This window comes from Duncaniella sp. C9, from assembly GCF_004803935.1.
In the GTDB taxonomy this organism is placed as follows: Bacteria; Bacteroidota; Bacteroidia; order Bacteroidales; family Muribaculaceae; genus Duncaniella; species Duncaniella muris.
Window position 1 is genome coordinate 2,379,947 of record NZ_CP039547.1, and the last position, 16,864, is coordinate 2,396,810.

11 protein-coding genes and 2 tRNA genes are annotated in these 16,864 nt (G+C 47.1%); 6 read left to right on the forward strand and 7 right to left on the reverse strand.

The window, feature by feature from the left end; genetic code table 11:
- Positions 1–12: 12 nt before the first annotated feature.
- Together E7745_RS10025 and E7745_RS10030 are read right to left on the reverse strand one after the other, a co-directional pair.
- A complete protein-coding gene (locus E7745_RS10025; RefSeq protein ID WP_124076500.1) occupies positions 13–585 on the reverse strand; it encodes a Crp/Fnr family transcriptional regulator in 573 nt (190 codons plus the stop codon).
- 399 nt (positions 586–984) lie between these two features.
- On the reverse strand, positions 985–2,010 hold the full coding sequence (locus E7745_RS10030) for an ISAs1 family transposase (protein WP_240740290.1): 1,026 nt from the start codon (positions 2,008–2,010) through the stop codon (positions 985–987).
- A 517-nt stretch (positions 2,011–2,527) separates the two neighbouring features.
- Here E7745_RS10030 and E7745_RS10035 point away from each other — a divergent pair.
- Together E7745_RS10035 and E7745_RS10040 are read left to right on the forward strand one after the other, a co-directional pair.
- Positions 2,528–2,899 carry a transposase family protein gene (locus E7745_RS10035; protein ID WP_107037111.1) on the forward strand — a complete coding sequence of 124 codons (372 nt, stop codon included), beginning with the start codon at positions 2,528–2,530 and terminating at the stop codon, positions 2,897–2,899.
- On the forward strand, positions 2,874–3,839 hold the full coding sequence (locus tag E7745_RS10040) for a transposase (protein WP_240740291.1): 966 nt from the start codon (positions 2,874–2,876) through the stop codon (positions 3,837–3,839). Before E7745_RS10035 ends, E7745_RS10040 begins: the two co-directional genes overlap by 26 nt.
- 108 nt (positions 3,840–3,947) lie before the next feature.
- On the opposite strand, the gene E7745_RS10045 is transcribed toward E7745_RS10040, so the two are convergent.
- From E7745_RS10045 to E7745_RS10065, 5 genes are all read right to left on the reverse strand, one after another.
- Positions 3,948–4,038, reverse strand: a tRNA-Ser gene (locus E7745_RS10045).
- Positions 4,039–4,278: 240 nt separating this feature from the next.
- Positions 4,279–4,350: transfer RNA gene (locus E7745_RS10050), tRNA-Arg, on the reverse strand.
- A gap of 152 nt (positions 4,351–4,502) precedes the next feature.
- Positions 4,503–11,897, reverse strand: coding sequence for a cell surface protein SprA (sprA, locus tag E7745_RS10055; protein WP_136408769.1), 7,395 nt, complete (start codon positions 11,895–11,897; stop codon positions 4,503–4,505).
- A gap of 89 nt (positions 11,898–11,986) precedes the next feature.
- Positions 11,987–12,580 carry a Holliday junction branch migration protein RuvA gene (gene ruvA, locus E7745_RS10060; protein WP_107032625.1) on the reverse strand — a complete coding sequence of 198 codons (594 nt, stop codon included), beginning with the start codon at positions 12,578–12,580 and terminating at the stop codon, positions 11,987–11,989.
- Between the two features lie 170 nt (positions 12,581–12,750).
- On the reverse strand, positions 12,751–13,152 hold the full coding sequence (locus E7745_RS10065; protein ID WP_123399777.1) for a hypothetical protein: 402 nt from the start codon (positions 13,150–13,152) through the stop codon (positions 12,751–12,753).
- A gap of 103 nt (positions 13,153–13,255) precedes the next feature.
- Between E7745_RS10065 and E7745_RS10070 the strand changes: the two genes are divergently transcribed.
- Genes E7745_RS10070 through galE form a run of 4 tightly spaced genes read left to right on the forward strand, consistent with a single transcriptional unit; the run spans position 13,256 to position 16,841 of the window.
- On the forward strand, positions 13,256–13,933 hold the full coding sequence (locus tag E7745_RS10070) for an RluA family pseudouridine synthase (RefSeq protein ID WP_124075973.1): 678 nt from the start codon (positions 13,256–13,258) through the stop codon (positions 13,931–13,933).
- 31 nt (positions 13,934–13,964) lie between these two features.
- The gene (locus E7745_RS10075; protein ID WP_168182087.1) at positions 13,965–14,801 is read left to right on the forward strand and encodes a 1-acyl-sn-glycerol-3-phosphate acyltransferase; all 837 of its coding nucleotides are present in this window, start codon (positions 13,965–13,967) and stop codon (positions 14,799–14,801) included.
- A 28-nt stretch (positions 14,802–14,829) separates the two neighbouring features.
- On the forward strand, positions 14,830–15,774 hold the full coding sequence (locus tag E7745_RS10080) for a GNAT family N-acetyltransferase (RefSeq protein ID WP_107032629.1): 945 nt from the start codon (positions 14,830–14,832) through the stop codon (positions 15,772–15,774).
- A gap of 35 nt (positions 15,775–15,809) precedes the next feature.
- Positions 15,810–16,841, forward strand: coding sequence for a UDP-glucose 4-epimerase GalE (galE, locus tag E7745_RS10085; protein ID WP_136408771.1), 1,032 nt, complete (start codon positions 15,810–15,812; stop codon positions 16,839–16,841).
- The last annotated feature ends 23 nt before the right edge of the window (positions 16,842–16,864 follow it).

Below are 16,864 nucleotides of genomic sequence, written 5' to 3' on the forward strand. Positions count from 1 at the left end.
GTATAGACCGCCTTATTTTTTGATGTTCGTTGTTGATTTATTTGCCAGTTCTCGTCTGATACGGCTTAAATGGTTGGGAGTAATCAACAGAAAAGAGGATATATCTTTCAATGTAACAGTCTCGACAATTTGGGGATATTGTTCACACAATTCCACATAACGCTGACGTGGCGACTTGCGGTAGAGATTGAGCAACCGCATGAATACCATATTGAACAGTGCCTTATATTCATCAAGCAGAGAAGGGGAAAGATAATCCTTAAAATTTTTTAACGGCACACGCATTATATCGCAATCAGCGCCGGCGATAATTGCGAATTGAGAGGATTCTCCGCGTAAAGACGAATGAAAATCTGTAATGAGTTGACCGGGGAAAGCGAAATTAACTACTGCCTCATCTCCCGAATCATTGAGGGTTGTAATTTTGAAATAGCCCGAAACTACAAGGGCGGCATAGCGTGCGATTGAACCTTGCTGTACAAAACATTCTCCTTTCTTATAATGGCATAGCGTTCCATTCTCACGGCAAAAATCAATGGCTACCGTAAGATCTAATAAATCAATATATGAATTAAACTGTGCCATAAGGAATTACAAAGTTAGGTAAAAATTTGCTATTCGTCATCTTTTAGCACTAAGAATCTCAACAACCTCGACACGGCTCTTTCATTTAACCTAAAATAAATAGCATATCTTCCCTTACCCGGTTCATTGAGAATCGGGTAATTTTTCCATGTCTGTATATCAAAGAGTTATTCTGGTATCAAAATCTTATTTTTTTCACTTTTGACTTAAAAATCGAATCAGTCTGGTAAAGCTCATCGAGATATGTCTGATCAGTTCGGCTATGCCTTTATTCTTATCTGATTGTTTCTTGCGAAGTCCTTTCCATATTGAGAACACCGAGTAAACTATTCTTTGTATGGTATCGAGGTTTCTGGCGGCTCTTGTTGACTTGCGTTTTATATTGTCCTGCTGAAGATTTTAGTCCAGCCCCCAGTGCATACTTTCTATTGACCAATGGTTGCGCACGAAGATTCCTGGCTTCGGAGTATGCGTAGGCATACTGCTGACGTACAGGCGTTTTTCTGAGGTGTGTACTCCTGTTGACTTTTTGACTGTGGACGATTCATACTCTATGATGGTCATGTTTCCGCCCCATTTCTTCTTGTCTGCGATAATGTCCAGTCCGTCATATACGCGGTAGGTTCTCGTCTCTATCCTGCCGTGGGCCAGTTCGGGACCTTCGGTGTAAGAATATACCGGTGTGTGTTCCACTAGCCTGTCCTCAATGCCGTATCGCAATGACGGCTGGTTGGCTTTGAGTTCTATCAGAAAGTCTCCGCCTTTCTTTCTGATTTTCTCGACAATATCCTTCTGCATAGACATTGCGTCGGCTGTGACAATCTTTCCTGCGACATCTATTTTATCAAGAAGTATCGGTATGGCCTTTATCTCGTTGCTCTTTTCCTGACAGGCTTCGGTGGCGATTGTTATGCCGGTGCTGAACGAATAGGCAGAGACGATATCCGGGCTTCGCCCGTTTTCCTGAACGGTGCCGCGCTCGGCTTTGCCGTCAATGCAGATTATTTCAATGATGCGGCTGGCGCAAGTAAGTCTTTCAAGGAATATGTCTGCGAACTGCTGCATCCTGTCGGCCATATCCATATCGTTGATGCCGTTCTCCACACGGCAAAGCGTGGCCTCAGATGGTACGCCGTTCCTTAACAGGCCCATTTTGTGTAATTTGTTGAGGTTGTATCTGCCGAACTCCAATATCTCGGCTCGTCCGATGCATCCGGCCATACGTCCGAGTATCATCAGCATGATGATATCGTTGAGGCTGTGACGGAAATTGCCTTTGTCCAATCTACGGAAATCCGGCACGGATGAGGCAAACGCTCGAAGTTCTTCCATGATACTGCGCCTTGTGTCAAATTTATTGTGTACTTTTGCGGTATGATCAGGCGCATAGGCGTCAGTCGAACAGACTTGGTCAAGTGGCTTCATTTTTTTGGCGTAACTCTTTGATTATCACCTATAAAGTTACTAAAAATCTGCCACTTGGCCAAATTTTCATTGCACTTATTTTCTTGAAAATCAGAGGTTAAAGCCTCTCCACCCGTACTGCTCTCGCTATAAAATAACACATTTGTCGAGAATGAGACGAAATCTTAAATGAAAGAGCCGTGCAACCTCGACGATGTAAAACGTCGCCTTGCGTAATTGAAAATAGAGCCTCTTACTTCCGAAAACAAAACAGCTATAAAAGATTTAGTTCGTGAACTCAAAGAGCTTGCCAAAGTAATGGAGAAAGTTCAGAAATACTCCAATTGGAAAACCCAGTCTGGTTTCATTTTGCAAAGATAACTCTATGCTCCGACATTACCTCCGCCCACCGGAAAAATCCGCTGACCCCAAATTTTGTAATAATAAAAAAACCTAAAGTTTACCAATAAACGCAAAATAAACGGGTCAAGCCGAAAACACGGTGCATGAATTTTGAGAAAAGTGTTAAATTTGTGGCATGAAAACCGCAGATGCAATATGGATGTGCCTGCCCGAGGGCATGGACGAACTATTTGAGATGGTGCGCTTCGAGCGCACGGAACAGTCCTATGACATATGGCTTGACGAAAAGAAGAAACTGTCTGATGAAGACTATCGTAATCCAAATATCGTAGCGCGAGGCTATACGGATTATGTAACAATACAGGACTATCCGATGCGTGGACGACCTGTATTTCTTCACATGCGCAAGAACAAGTGGTGGGACAGGCAGACCAACGAAATCTTCAGCTACAATCTCGAACTTCCCAACGAGGAAGGAACACGACTCAGCGCCGAGTTCGTGGCTTTTTTAAAAGACGAAGGTGGAGACGACAGCCCTGTCGATTAAACAGATAGCGCAGATGTACTGCGTCAACGGCAAACATTTTGCCGACTTGTACCGCAATAAGATAAGCGGTTACGCCGACTGGTGCGAACAGGAGCTTGGCTTTGGGTTCTATTTCAATGCCGATAATATCGGCCCTTACATGAGCCTTGATGAGACGTGTCTGAGCAACGGGGAGGTATGGACGTTCCTGACCAACAAGGACGGCCACGGAGGCAAGGGAACACTTGCGGCAGCCATTCCCGGAACAAAGAGTGACGAAATTATATCCATACTCATCGGAGCTATGGAGAAATCAATCAGACGCAGGGTCAAGGAAGTGACCTGCGATCTCTCGCCATCAATGATGCTCATAGCCGCAGAAGTGTTCTATAACGCCCATGTAGTCAACGACCGTTTTCATGTCCAACAGGTCTATAATGAGGCCGTTGACGAAATCCGCATTGACATTCGCCGACAGCTCATCGCAGAGGAAAACAACCGCAACAAGTCCGAACCGCCGGTAACGTACTCCAACGGAGAGACCATGCGCCAGATACTGGCTCGCAGCAAACACACTCTGATGATGTCGCAGAACAAATGGACTGACATACAGCGCCATCGTGTCAACATACTGTTCAAATACTATCCAATATTGAAGGCTGCATACAGCCTTGCGATGGAGCTGCGCAAGATTTTCAACGCTAAAATCTCACCGACAAAAGCCATGGGGAGGATGAACAAGTGGTATGAAAAGGTAATGGCATTGGGTAACAACAACTTCCGCTCGGTAATCAAAACATTCAAGAACCACGCCCCAACAATCCTGAACTATTTCCGTCGTCGTGCGACCAATGCCTCTGCCGAGGCATTCAACTCTAAAGTCAAAATATTTCGCTCACAAATGCGTGGTGTCCGGGACCGCGACTTCTTCATCTTCCGATTAGTCAAACTCTACGCCTAAAAATTTAACACTTCTAATTGCCCAATTTAACATATGCACCGTGCTTTCGGCTTGAGCCAAATAAACCCTGAAAATCAACGTTTAAATCATTAATTTTCAGGGTTTTATTGGCGGAGTGAGCGAGATTCGAACTCGCGATACGCTTTTGACGTATACACGCTTTCCAGGCGTGCCTCTTCAGCCACTCGAGCATCACTCCTCTGAGTTAGTTCTATTTCTTTTGCGGCCTCTGCGATATGCAGTGGCGTGGGCTTTGACGGGTGCAAAGATAGACAGAATTTTCGTATTTTGCAAATTTTTTTGAATCTCCTTTAAATACCGGATTTTGAATACAGGAATACAGGCACTCGCATACGTATAGTTTGATCCAAATGTGGAAGGTAAGGATATTGGCAAAAAATAAACCGCCTGACTATAGAGATTTGCAGGCGGTTTGTTGTACCTCGGAGGGGAATCGAACCCCTATCTGAAAATTAGGAATTTCCCATTCTATCCGTTGAACTACCAAGGCTTATTTGAATGCAAAATTACAATTATTAATCGGTTTTTCCAATTTGCAGCTTGTTTTTATTGAGGATTGAGAGTAAATTGAAGTCAGAATTGTGCACTTTGCACCTCAATTAGCGTGTGCGGATTTATGTATTTAGTTGTGTGTTGCTGCGTTTATCTTGCGAGTGAAAGATTGAGATTAAAGCCGAATGAGGTGTTGGTTGTGGGGTAGGAGGTCGATGATACGATCGGGGTATTGATCTGATGATCGAAGAATGCTCCGAGCGTGAGGCGACGCGACATGATATATGATGCGGTGAAGTTCATGGTCAGAGAGCGGGTGCCTGATGTGGGCTGGGTGTAGGCAGTTTCGATGCGGCGGATTAGAGCCTGGGTTTCTGAGAATGCAAAATCGGCGTTGAGGGTGAGGTCGTTGGATATGCCTCGTCCCGATCCTTTCATTTTGAGGACAGTATTGAAGCCGATGATCTTGTAGCCGAGTCCTATGGTCAGGCCGCGCTGATTGGCTTCGACTATCTGACCGGCTGAGGTGTTGAGTGTCAGAGTGCGGGAATCACGATAGTCGGCCGAGATTGTCATGTCGTTCTTAAGTGTTACGGCTGCGCCGAGAAGCGGAGCGAATTTTTCGGTTATGGCCACAGATGAAATGTTGTAGGGCGATGTCGGAATCGGATTGCCGGTGAGCTCATCGATAGTGAATCCGAGGTCACCCTTGTCGGCGCTCATCCAGTTAAGATATGATGAATATGATCCGACTGAGTAGGTGCACTGGTAGGCATGGCTCAGTGTGAAGGCCTTGAATACGTTGCGCAGGTTGCCGAGGTAGATGAGTCCATCATAGGTCACACGCCAGTTCGGAAGAGCGTTTGCAAACGATGGGAAAGGAGTCAGATATTGCTTGCCGGGGTTGGTGCCTGAGTAGGCGGCGATGAATGCCGGAATGAGTACATCGGAACTTGTCGGGCTGATGTCGCCGACGGAGGGATTGAACGGATTGCCGGCGTTGATATTTCCTTCCATGAATCCTCCCATCGGGTAGTTGAGCCCTGCATACTGGGAGCGCACACGGTTTGCGATGACAGGTATGTTTGCGAGGAAGTCATTGAAGGCATCTGAGGCATATCCGTTGTCGGCTTTGAAGTGTCTGAGGGCTGTTTTCAGAGCCACATGGGTCTTGGTGTAGGAGCCGGCAAGGGCTGTCGGCATGTTGTCATACATAAACTGTACTGATCGCGTGCGGTTATCGGTCCGGTTAGTGGTCAGCACGATCTTAAGACCTTTGACGGGCTCAAGAGTCAGATCGAAGTTCAGTTCTTTTGTGTGGGCGAAGATCGCCGGAGATGTCTGGCCGTCGTCGGTGATCAGCCATCCGCGGTGCAGGGCCTTGTCAATGTAGCTTTCATCTGTGAATCCGAAAGCAAAATCCAGTCCGGGCGACATCGGCCCATAGCTGCGTGACTGGCCGAATACATTGCCGATGGTCGGGCGGAACAGAGGGAGAGAAAGTGAGTTGGTGGAGCGGAAGCGGAACGATGCGTTGCGTGGTGACATGACGAAGCGGCTGGCATATTCGCCGATCTCGCGCCAAAGAGTTTTTTCTTCCTTCAATACTTCCTCGATAGTAAATTTGATGTTCTGATCGCCACGTGTAAGTACTTCGATGCTGTTGGCATCCTTCACTTTGTGTGTGATGCGGAATGGCTTGCCGTCAACGGTAGTGGCCTTTACCTTGACTTTCGAGTTGCGCAGGTTGTGGCGCACTGTCAGAGTGGTGTCCGGCAGCAGCGCGTATGTACGTTCGAATTTCTTCGGTTTTTTTACTCTTGTCTGAGCCTTTTTGGCCTGGAAGCGCTGGTTGACCTTCTTTGTGTAGGACCACTTGTTATAGAGCGATTCGAAATTGACACGACCGTCCATATTCCATGAAGCCTGATTGGCAATGGAGTTGCCGGTTTCGATTCCATCGACCTCCGCACCGCGGTCCCAGCGATAGGTCGAGTTATATGATATGTTACCTGTCAGCCAGTCAAGAACCGGAATCTTGTTGAACGGAGCCCGATAGCTGGCCACGAATGACTGATTGTAGCTCCAGGGTGTTCCGAGATGAAGAATGCTCTGCAATACGGTGTCTTTCCATTCCTTGTACTTGTCAGGGAACAGTTTGCGGTTCACAGCGCCCATTGTCTCTTCAATGCGGGCCGATGTGTTGCTGTTGAAGTTGAAGGTGAGAGATTTGGTCAGGTTCCAAGTGAGCGAAAGCTGACGGTCCCAGATAAAATTCTTGCTGACAGAAACCGGGAGCTGGAAGTCAACATCAGTCTCAGAGCGAGTCTGCATTTCATAATAGTAGCGCGAAATGGTGGTCAGGAACGTTATGTTGCTCGGCAGATAGTTGAACTCCCATTCCTTGAAAAACTTCATGTGTTTCGACTTGCTTTTTATGAAGCTGAAAGGTTTGACTCCTTTGAGGTAGGGAGTGTAGGAATACTGGAGAGAGCCGCGGTAATCGTTGGTGTTCTCATACTCGGTGGTCGGATCTGTTTTCGACTGCTTGTTGAACGAAAAATTTATGGTGAAGTTGGCCGGATCCCACGGCATGGGATTTTTTGATTTCACGTCAAACTTCAGGCCGGAAATAGAGAAACTTTTGATTGTGGAATGTTCCACTGAGTAGCTTCGAATAGAGTCTTTTTGGGCTTCAGTGGCGCATGCGTCAAGAGCGTCTTTCAGCCTTACGTCCTGATCGAGCGGGTTGTATTTTGGAGTGATTATTTCTTTTGACACTGAGTAATAGATCGGAGCCCGCAGTTTGACTTTCTCAGGGAGAAAACGACCGGCATCAACCTGCAGTGCAAAGTTATACTGCTCGTAGTCATCCATACGCCGGGCGTTGAGGCTCTGATCAACCCCGCCGAAGCCGGCAGTCTCTACGTGGGCGCCAAAATTCAGCGTGGCGATATCACTTACTCCGATATTCAGATTGCCTTTTGCTGCCCAGCCTCCTTCGCTCTCGAAATCGGTTACTTTCAGTTCGTTGAGCCATACGATGGCATCTTTGGCGGTACTTGCATTGTTGCGGACACCAATAAGCATCACACGGACATCACTGAGCGACGGATTGCCTATGACGGCCATGCGGTTGCGCTCGTTGTCCGGGTCACGTCCTGTAAAGAGAGTAGCGAATCCCACACCAGGCTGCTGTTCATTCTTGGCCCGGTTGCGCTCTTTCTTCAGATCGACAAGCGCCTGAAGGTTGAAGTCCATGTAGTTTTCACGAGGCCATACAATGGCACGGTCTTTGGCATTGTCGGCATATTTACCGGCCGGGGTCAGCTGCAGTGGTACTTCATATTCATAATAGTTGCTGCGTACATCAGTACCGAGGCGCAGGAACACGGAAATTTCACCGGACTGGAGCTTTGTCATGTCATCAATGAGCTTTTCCGCGTGGACCCACATCTGGAGTTTCTTGTAATTTCTCAGGTCGTGATGGGTGTTTTTGTAAATACCACGCGCGTCACCTGGCTGGAGACCGGTGACTTTCAGCGAAAGAGACTGTTCGTTAAGCTGCACAATCTGGCTTTGGCCGGGATCTGTGATGCGGCTTACCCCCGGTGGCAGCACATAGTTGACCGGTTCGCGTTTAGAGTTTTCCTCGATATTGACCACCGACATGTCAAGCTGACCCTCGGCCGGGGCATCGCCTCGTGAGTTGAGATTGAACTGATAGGGACGCCATTCTCCACGCACGAGTTCAAGGGTGGCAAAACGCAGATGTGTGACGGCCTTGAAGCCGGTCATGAACATGCGGGCAAAACGGATAGTGGAGAAATCACTGATGTTGCCGACCACTTTCTGATAGTCGCTCAAAGGGATCTTGAACTGATACCAGACTACTTCCTGTGTGGTCTGATCATTATTCACTACCACAGACACCTGCTTGTCGGTGATATAGTTTTTGCCGACTACAAGGTCTTCAGGCCGGATCGAAATTTTATATTGGAAATAGCGTTCATATTCATTCAGCGTGTTGTCCTGATTGATGTCCTCCACATCAGGAAGCGCACGTGATGACTGGTAGAGCGGATCAGTTGCGTCAGACGGAGAAAGGGAGTTGCCTTCTACTCCGTTATAGCGTTTATAACGTTCAAGCACTCCGAGGCGCTGTTCATCGTAGTCGTATCCACGGAAAAAGTGATAGTTGTCACCTGCCGGGTCGTTGAACGGGGAGAATGGATCAGCCTCCATGCGTTCGATGGCAGACGGACTGAGTTTACGGCGCAGTTCGGCAAGATAGTCGGAATATGTGCTGAAGCCGAATTCATCTTCGTTGATGAGGCCGTCCAGACCGACGTCTTGCGGGAGACGCGAGCTGCTATTGTTGTCAAAAGCATAGGTCAGGGAGTTCTGAGTAGAGACGCGTCCCCACACGGTAGACTGCATGAACTGGTCGTCACCGTTGACCGGCACGCCGTTTTCATAGCTCTTCAGTCCGTCTTTAAGTATATCTTCCGAAATTTCTCCGAAATTCAGATAGAGGTCTCCGCCCTCAAGGTTGTCATTGTCGGGGTCGAGGAATGGAGAAAGCATCCAGAACTGGACATATTCAATATTAGAGGCATCGAAATTGGTGTTGTCCATCTTGCGCATGATGCCTCCCCACCGGCGGTCGGGATAGAGGAGATTGCCTTGGTCGTCGATATCTGTCGCGTCAAGGTTGTAGGGTCCGCGTTCTGTCGGATAGAATGACAGATTCAGAGTCTGGATGGTATTTGATTCGCCATATGGGCGTTCTCGTCCTGGGAAAATCTCACGTGAGGTTATCTCCCGGACATAAGGGTTGTTAAGCATGGCGGGATCGTTTTTGATATAGCCGGGACACATAGAGGAGTTGCGGGCTGTGAACATGCGGTCTATATAATACCAGTTAATCAGCGCGCGGTTTTTGCCATAGCGGATGTCATTTGACAGCGATGCCTCCGGGAACAGTGCGTCACCGCTCGGATCATATGGCGTGGAAGCGAGGAACCATGAGTATGGCGACCGCAGATCTATGCCGATCTGAGTGCTTTCGAAGTCATCAATGTATGACGATCCGCGGTTGCTGCCGCTTTTCTGTTTGTGGGGAATAAGATTTGCGAATTCAGCCTGGAGGCTCAGGGTAGACGGCTGGACTGCATTGACCGTAGGTATCTTGTTCAAGAGGTTTGTCAGCCACATGAACTGGGTGTTATACTGCATGTTGAGCCCCCAGATGGTATTGTTGACTATCTCATCTCCGATATTTACCTTTTCGGTCTGAGCTTTCTCGGAGAAGTGCATGATAGTGGCTCCGAGATTGAAATCCTTGTTGAATTTATAGTTGAGGTCAAGACCGAGCAGGGTTTTGCGTTGCATGGAGTAGAGCGACTGATTTTCCAGTGTCACATTGATGCTCTGTCCGGAGTCAATGATGCTTTGGTTGGTAATGGTCACAATGCCCATTGTGTAGTCTACCGTATAGTCGCTGTTTTCTACAAGTGGAACACCGCCGGCAGTGACAACTACTGATCCGCGAGGCACATTCATGGCATTCAGCCTGATTTGCGAGGATGAACCTTCAGCTCCCTTATATCGGCCTGAGAGGATGAATTTGTTTTTGTCTGCAAACTGACGGGCGACAATTAGGGTTGAATCATAGAGCTGATTGTAAACATAAGGCTCCGCGGCAGCCGGATTGCCGATTTTTTTCTCAAGGTTGGATCCGAACGGCTCTACAACCGGGAATATAATTTTTCCCTGAGAGGAAAGAATGGTGTATCCCTCTATGAAGTCAAAGAATCCGTCAGGATTTGATGCTTCGTTTGAATCTATGCGGTCAAGATTCATGACTTGGAGCAGCGGCACATTATTTATAGGTGCCACGGGCAGATAGTTGATCTGGGTGCCGGTCGTGTCACTCAGATATTTTATATTAAGCCGAAAGTCTGATTTGCTTATCTGGTAGGCGCCGAGTGAATAGACGTTTTTCATCATAAGATCCCACATCGGGAGTTTGGGATTTATGGTGGTTGATTTCAGCATCTTCAGATAGAGCGACTGTTCGGTGGTCGAAATGTCGGCGGAGAATTCACCGACCTGATAGACTTTGCCGTTGTATGTGTATTCATAGGCCACACCAAGGACCTCGTCAGAAGCCAAGGCGCTTTTGAGAGAAATGTATCCGAGGGTAGGGTTCAGTGTGTATTCTGAGGATGAGAGCAGACGGGCCGATTCAACTTTTTCATAATCCATGCCTCCGTTTATCCCCAAGGCAGACAGCGGGGCAAGAGCCTGGGTCACAGTGTTGATGTTTCGTGCTCCGGGATAGTCATTCTTGATTGTGGCGAGCAGGTTGTTTGAAAGGTTTGATGGCTGTGGATAGGCAGGGTCTGTCAACCAGTAATCACTGGCGAGCACCCGATTCTCGCCAAGGTCCATGAACGCGACAAAATTTCGGCTCTGGTCAAAACGCGCATTGCGGTTCGTGATCCAGACTTCGATCCTTGTGATCTGTATGCCTGACGAAACATATGGCAGACGTGAAGCAAAGACGTCGTAATTGTCACGGAAGAAGTGACCGAGGAAGAAGTGGCGGTTCTGATCGTATTCATCCGCATTGATTGAGAACTCAGTTGTCTGCACACCGCCTTTCGAACTTACAGATGTTGACTGCGAATTCTGTTGAGAGACAAGAGCAGTAGCAGTCAGCTTGCCGAACTGCAACTGAGTCTTTATGCCGAACAGGGCGGTGCTTCCACGGATGAGTGATGAGCCTGTGGTCATCGAGACATTACCGGCCTCGATTGACTTGACAATGTCATCTTCCTTGCCTTCATAAGCGAGTTTTATGTTTTTCGAGTCGAAATCGAAGGTCGCATCTGTATTGTAGGTCATGTTGAACTTCATGCGGTCGCCTACAGAGGCATTTACCGTGGCCTGGATCTTTTGGTCAAAGTCAAAATAAGTCCTCCTGCGGGCATCAAGTGCAAGGGCCGGGTTGTCAGTCTTGTTGGTCTTGACACCCATTGAAAGATTCACTGAACCCTGGGTTTTCAGCTGAACACCACCGGGGCCAAATATTTTTTCAAGCGGTCCGAGAGCAAAATTCATGTCGAGAATGTTGAAGGGCTCCTTGTCAGGTGTTGTCAGAGCTTCAGCATTCCGCAGCCTGAAATAGTCTTGCATCTGACGGCGCGTCTGCCAGGTGTTGTATTGTTGAGGTGTCAGATAGAAGGGTGTGACGATATCTGATTCGCCCAGACGTGTGCGGATCACATAGCATCCCAGTTGAGGATCAAATTCAGCGGTAGTCGAAATGTTTGATGGCAAGTCCAGGTCTGTGGCAAGTTCCTGCTGCATGAGCTCATCGTATGTCTGAGGTATCAGGGGCCTTACCGGAAACAGCGTTGTGATAGTGTCAGTCTGGCCTTGCTGAGGAGCTGTTATGACTGGAGCCGGAGGATTGAATTCTGGAGAAATACTTTGGCCGAATGCAAAAAAAGCACTTGTCACCGTCAGAATGGCCATGACGGTGATAATGCTTCGTAATTTGAATATGTTGCGCCTTTGTTTCAGGACTGTGTCGCTATGATGAATTCCGGTTAGTGTCCGAATCTCTACATCATGCTCAATGCTTTTTTTATCGCCGTTTCGACTTTGACGGCAGGGTCAGCATCGAAAATCCTTTTCAGGACCTTCTGTGACTGCTGCCGGACAAAGCCAAGGGCTGTCAGAGCGGCAAGTGCTTCTTCATACACTTCTCCGAAAGAGCCGGATGAGTTGGACTGTAAAGATAACGTATCGTCTGTGGGTTTTATTTTATCCCTCAGATCAACAATTATCCTTTGAGCTGTCTTTGTTCCTATGCCCTTGACATTTTTGAGCGTATTGTGGTCACCTGAATTGATGACAGACTCCAGTCCGGTGACAGGCATGGATGAGAGAATAAGAATAGCGGTGTTCGGACCAACTCCGGAAACACCGATGAGCAAACGGAACATCTCACGTTCTTGTGAAGTAAAAAAGCCATAGAGTACATGTGCATCTTCGCGGATCACTTCATGTATGAGCAGTTTGATTTCTCCGGTTGAACGCTGGATGTCCTCAAATGTAGCCAGCGAGATATTAAGCATGTAGCCTATGTTGCCGGCTTCGATCACGGTATATGTGGGGGTGAGCTCGGAGACCGGCCCTTTTATGTATTCTAACATTTTGGCGGAATATTATTTTATGTTTGTCTGCAAAGTTACATTAAAAAGCCAAGACATGCAATTGTAGGGCCTGAGAGGAGGTTAAGATAAAAGAAATCGGCTCTGAGACATGCCGGAATTAAATCTGGTGATGTCACGGAGCCGATTGGTTCGGTCAGTCAAGGAGCTGATTAAAGCTCGTCGTTTTCAAATACGATCTCGTAGCTGTCGCCGCTCTTGTTGCCTTTATAAGAAAATTTGATACCGCGGTCAGAGAGCTTCACGAGCTGGACAAATTTTTGTTGGGCAGGAGCACTGATTACCTGTGCCTTTACCTGTGCTTTCTGCTCTGCAGCAGATTCTTTCATTACGCTGAGATCAGCCTGATCTTCATCTACGACATAATTGTAAACGATGTAGCCTTCATCGGCTGAAAGGCTCATCTTTTCGATGCCGGGCATTTTCTGTCCTTCAAGCTGTTTGTTGATTTCTTCTACGGCCAGATCGAGAGCCTTGTCAGAACTGCCACAGGCAGTTGTCATTGCCATCATGACTGCTACAGCCACGAAAGCGACATAACGGATAAGTTTCATGAAAAAAATGATTTGATTGGTAAATGTGGAGTGCAAAATTACTCTTTTTTTAATATATGGCCAAAAATATCTAACTTTGTGGCAAAATAAAATCGTAATTGCGATGCAAGTTGTCTACGAAGATAATCATATTATAATAGTAAATAAAGCTCCGGGTGAGATTGTCCAGGGTGACAAAACCGGAGATGAGCCTTTGGTTGAAACGCTAAAGATTTGGTTGAAGGAGAAATATGATAAGCCTGGGAATGTTTTCTGTGGAGTGGTTCATCGTCTGGACCGCCCGGTTGGCGGCCTTGTCGTATTTGCCAAAACTTCAAAAGCTCTGACTCGTCTGAATGAAATGTTCCGTAATGGCGATGTCGAAAAAACTTACTGGGCATTAAGCCGTAATATACCGGCATCGCCAGAAGGTCGTCTGGAACATTATATCACTACTACCGAGCGTAACAACAAGAGCTATGCGTCGCTGACAGAAAAGAAAAACTCAAAAAAGGCGATTCTCAGTTACAGGCTTCTTGGCAGTTCAGACCGCTATAATCTGATTGAAGTGAAACTTGAGACCGGGCGCAAGCATCAGATCAGGGTCCAGCTGTCAGCCATAGGTTGCCCGATAAAAGGTGATTTGAAATACGGCGACAAACGCAGCAATCCAGACGGATCTATCTCTCTGATGGCTCGTCGGATCAAGTTTGTACATCCGGTTTCAGGCGATGTGATAGATGTGACCGCACCGCTTCCTGCGGATCCTCTGTGGCAGGCATTTTCTAACATTGAAAGTTGAGATTGTCTATATGTCTGTTCAGCCATCTGTCATGAAAATAGATCTGGATGAAGTGTTGCGCCAGCGCGTTTCTGCCTATTATCCGTTTATCCCCCGATGGGTCATCCGAAAACTTGAGAATTACATCTGCCAGGATGGCCTGAACAAATTGCTTCAGAACAATGCATCACTTGATGGGGTGGATTTCTGCCGCGGGGTTATCGGAGACCTTGGAGTTAGGTATAATGTGCATGGATCGCTTCCTGCTTCTGACAGCCGTGTGGTTATCGTTTCAAATCATCCGCTTGGAGGTCTTGACGGCATGATTCTTGCCGACATGGTTTCCAGTCAGTATGGAGGCCGGAAAGACATACGCTTTGTGGTGAACGATCTGTTGGATTTCGTTACACCTTTACGTAATATATTCGTAGGGGTCAATAAGCATGGCGACCAGTCACGTTCAGCCGCAGCACAGATTGACGAGGCCTTTGCGTCAGACATGCCGGTGATCATGTTTCCGGCTGGTCTGGTGTCGAGAAAAAGAGATGACGGCACCATCTCAGACCTGCAATGGCACAAAATGGTGGTGAACAAAGCCATTTTGCATAAGCGAAATGTAATTCCGGTATATTTTAGTGGTCATAATTCCCAATTTTTTTATAAATTTGCGCGTTTAAGAGTCCGTCTTGGTCTGAAATTCAATATCGAAATGATCTGTCTGCCACGTGAAATCTTCAAAAGCGCCGGCTGCATCTTTGATATTCATATCGGGAAGACGGTGCCTTGGACTGATCTGCGAGGCGGAAAAAACTCACAGGCTCAGGCTGAAGAACTACGTAGAGCAGTCTATAAGTTGTGCGATAAAACAGACCGCTGTCAGCCGGAGTGAAAAATGAATATGAACTGATAATAGATAGATGACCGAAAAAATAATAGACCCTATTGACCCCGTGCTCATAGAGCGCGAACTTACCCGTGACCGGCTGTTGCGCTCGACCAACAAAGGGAATAATGAAATATATGTGGTGGACGGCCGCGAATGTCAGGCTGTCATGAACGAAGTCGGACGGCTTCGTGAAATCGCATTCCGCATGGCTGGTGGCGGCACAGGCAAAAGTTGCGATATCGACGAGTTTGATCTGATGGATCCTCCTTGTCGTCAGCTCATAGTCTGGGATCCGGAAGCAAAACAGATTCTTGGCGGTTATAGATTTATAATCGGGCGTGACATCAGACTGGATGCCCAGGGCCGTCCGCGTATTGCCACAAGCCACATGTTTCATTTCTCAGACAGGTTTATAAATGAATACCTCCCTTACACCATAGAACTCGGAAGGTCATTTGTGAGACTTGAATATCAGTCATCAAAGGCCGGAGCCAAAGCAATCTTCGCTCTTGATAATCTTTGGGATGGGCTTGGGGCGCTGACTGTGGTCTACCCCGAAATCAAATATCTGTTCGGAAAAATGACCATGTATCCGAATTATCATCGTGAGTGCCGGAATATGATCTTATATTTCCTTCACAAACATTTCCCGGATACAGAGGAACTTGTTCGCCCACTGCATCCTTTCAACCAGAGCTTTGATTCTGTAGCGATGGACAGACTATTTACCGGACGGACATTCAAGGAAGATTACCGGATTCTCAACCATGCAGTCAGAGAATTCGGATTCAACATTCCTCCTCTGGTCAATTCTTATATGAGTCTTTCGCCGACAATGAAAATGTTCGGTACAGCTATAAACGATGAATTCGGAGATGTAGAAGAAAGCGGTATCTTTTTTGCCATTTCCGATATTTTTGAAGAAAAGAAGCAGCGTCACATAGGTACTTATCACCCTCTCTCAGAGGATGAATAAAAATATCCGATAGTAAATTTAAATTCAAAATTCAAATGGATAGGATTTTAGTTACAGGCGGAACCGGATATATCGGTTCGCATACAGTTGTGGAACTTCAACAAGCCGGCTATCCGGTTGTCATTATTGATGATTTCTCCAACTCCAACCGGGAAGTGATTGACGGTATAGAACGTATTACCGGCATCCGTCCGGATTTTGTTGAAGGAGACTGCACGGATATGCAGACACTCTCCAGACTCTTTGCCGATTATCCGGACATAAGAGGCATTATAAATTTTGCCGCATCAAAAGCTGTCGGAGAGAGCATGCATAAGCCAATACTCTATTACCGTAATAACCTCAACACTCTTCTCAATCTCCTTGACCTGATGGGGCCGAATGGAGTGAAAGGCATTGTGTTCTCCTCGTCATGTACTGTCTATGGAGAGCCTGATGAAAATCCGGTGACAGAAAAGGCTCCGATCAAAAAAGCGACATCGCCTTACGGCAACACTAAGCAGATCTCTGAAGAGATTATCACAGATGTGATCAATGCCGGAGCGCCATTTAAAAGTGTGATCCTCCGCTATTTCAATCCGGTAGGCGCACATCCTTCAGCCGAGATCGGCGAATTGCCAAACGGAGTGCCTCAGAATCTGATCCCTTATCTGACGCAGACAGCTATCGGAATCCGCCAGGAACTGAGCGTGTTCGGCAATGACTATGACACACCTGACGGATCTTGTATCCGCGACTATATAAATGTGGTCGATCTTGCCAAGGCTCATGTTATCGCAGTAAAGCGCATGCTTGAAAACAAAAGCGATGCCAAAATAGAAATCTTTAATCTTGGAACCGGCAACGGAGTCTCTGTACTTGAACTGATTAATGTGTTTGAAGAGGCTACCGGAGTGAAAGTGCCCCACAAAATTGTTGGACGCCGGGCCGGAGATATTGAAAAAGTCTGGGCTAATCCGACTTATGCCAATGAAGTTCTGGGCTGGAAAGCCACATCGACACTTGCTGACACCATGCGCTCGGCATGGGCATGGCAGTTGAAACTGAGAGAACGCGGTGTGATGTAAAATCAACTGTCGGATTCAAAACA

Coding starts and splice junctions, on each gene's coding strand:
- E7745_RS10025 (WP_124076500.1), bottom strand. CDS start 585: ATGGCACAGTTTAATTCATATATTGATTTATTAGATCTTACGGTAGCC.
- E7745_RS10030 (WP_240740290.1), bottom strand. CDS start 2,010: ATGAAGCCACTTGACCAAGTCTGTTCGACTGACGCCTATGCGCCTGAT.
- E7745_RS10035 (WP_107037111.1), top strand. CDS start 2,528: ATGAAAACCGCAGATGCAATATGGATGTGCCTGCCCGAGGGCATGGAC.
- sprA (WP_136408769.1), bottom strand. CDS start 11,897: ATGGCCATTCTGACGGTGACAAGTGCTTTTTTTGCATTCGGCCAAAGT.
- ruvA (WP_107032625.1), bottom strand. CDS start 12,580: ATGTTAGAATACATAAAAGGGCCGGTCTCCGAGCTCACCCCCACATAT.
- E7745_RS10065 (WP_123399777.1), bottom strand. CDS start 13,152: ATGAAACTTATCCGTTATGTCGCTTTCGTGGCTGTAGCAGTCATGATG.
- E7745_RS10070 (WP_124075973.1), top strand. CDS start 13,256: ATGCAAGTTGTCTACGAAGATAATCATATTATAATAGTAAATAAAGCT.
- E7745_RS10075 (WP_168182087.1), top strand. CDS start 13,965: ATGAAAATAGATCTGGATGAAGTGTTGCGCCAGCGCGTTTCTGCCTAT.
- E7745_RS10080 (WP_107032629.1), top strand. CDS start 14,830: ATGACCGAAAAAATAATAGACCCTATTGACCCCGTGCTCATAGAGCGC.
- galE (WP_136408771.1), top strand. CDS start 15,810: ATGGATAGGATTTTAGTTACAGGCGGAACCGGATATATCGGTTCGCAT.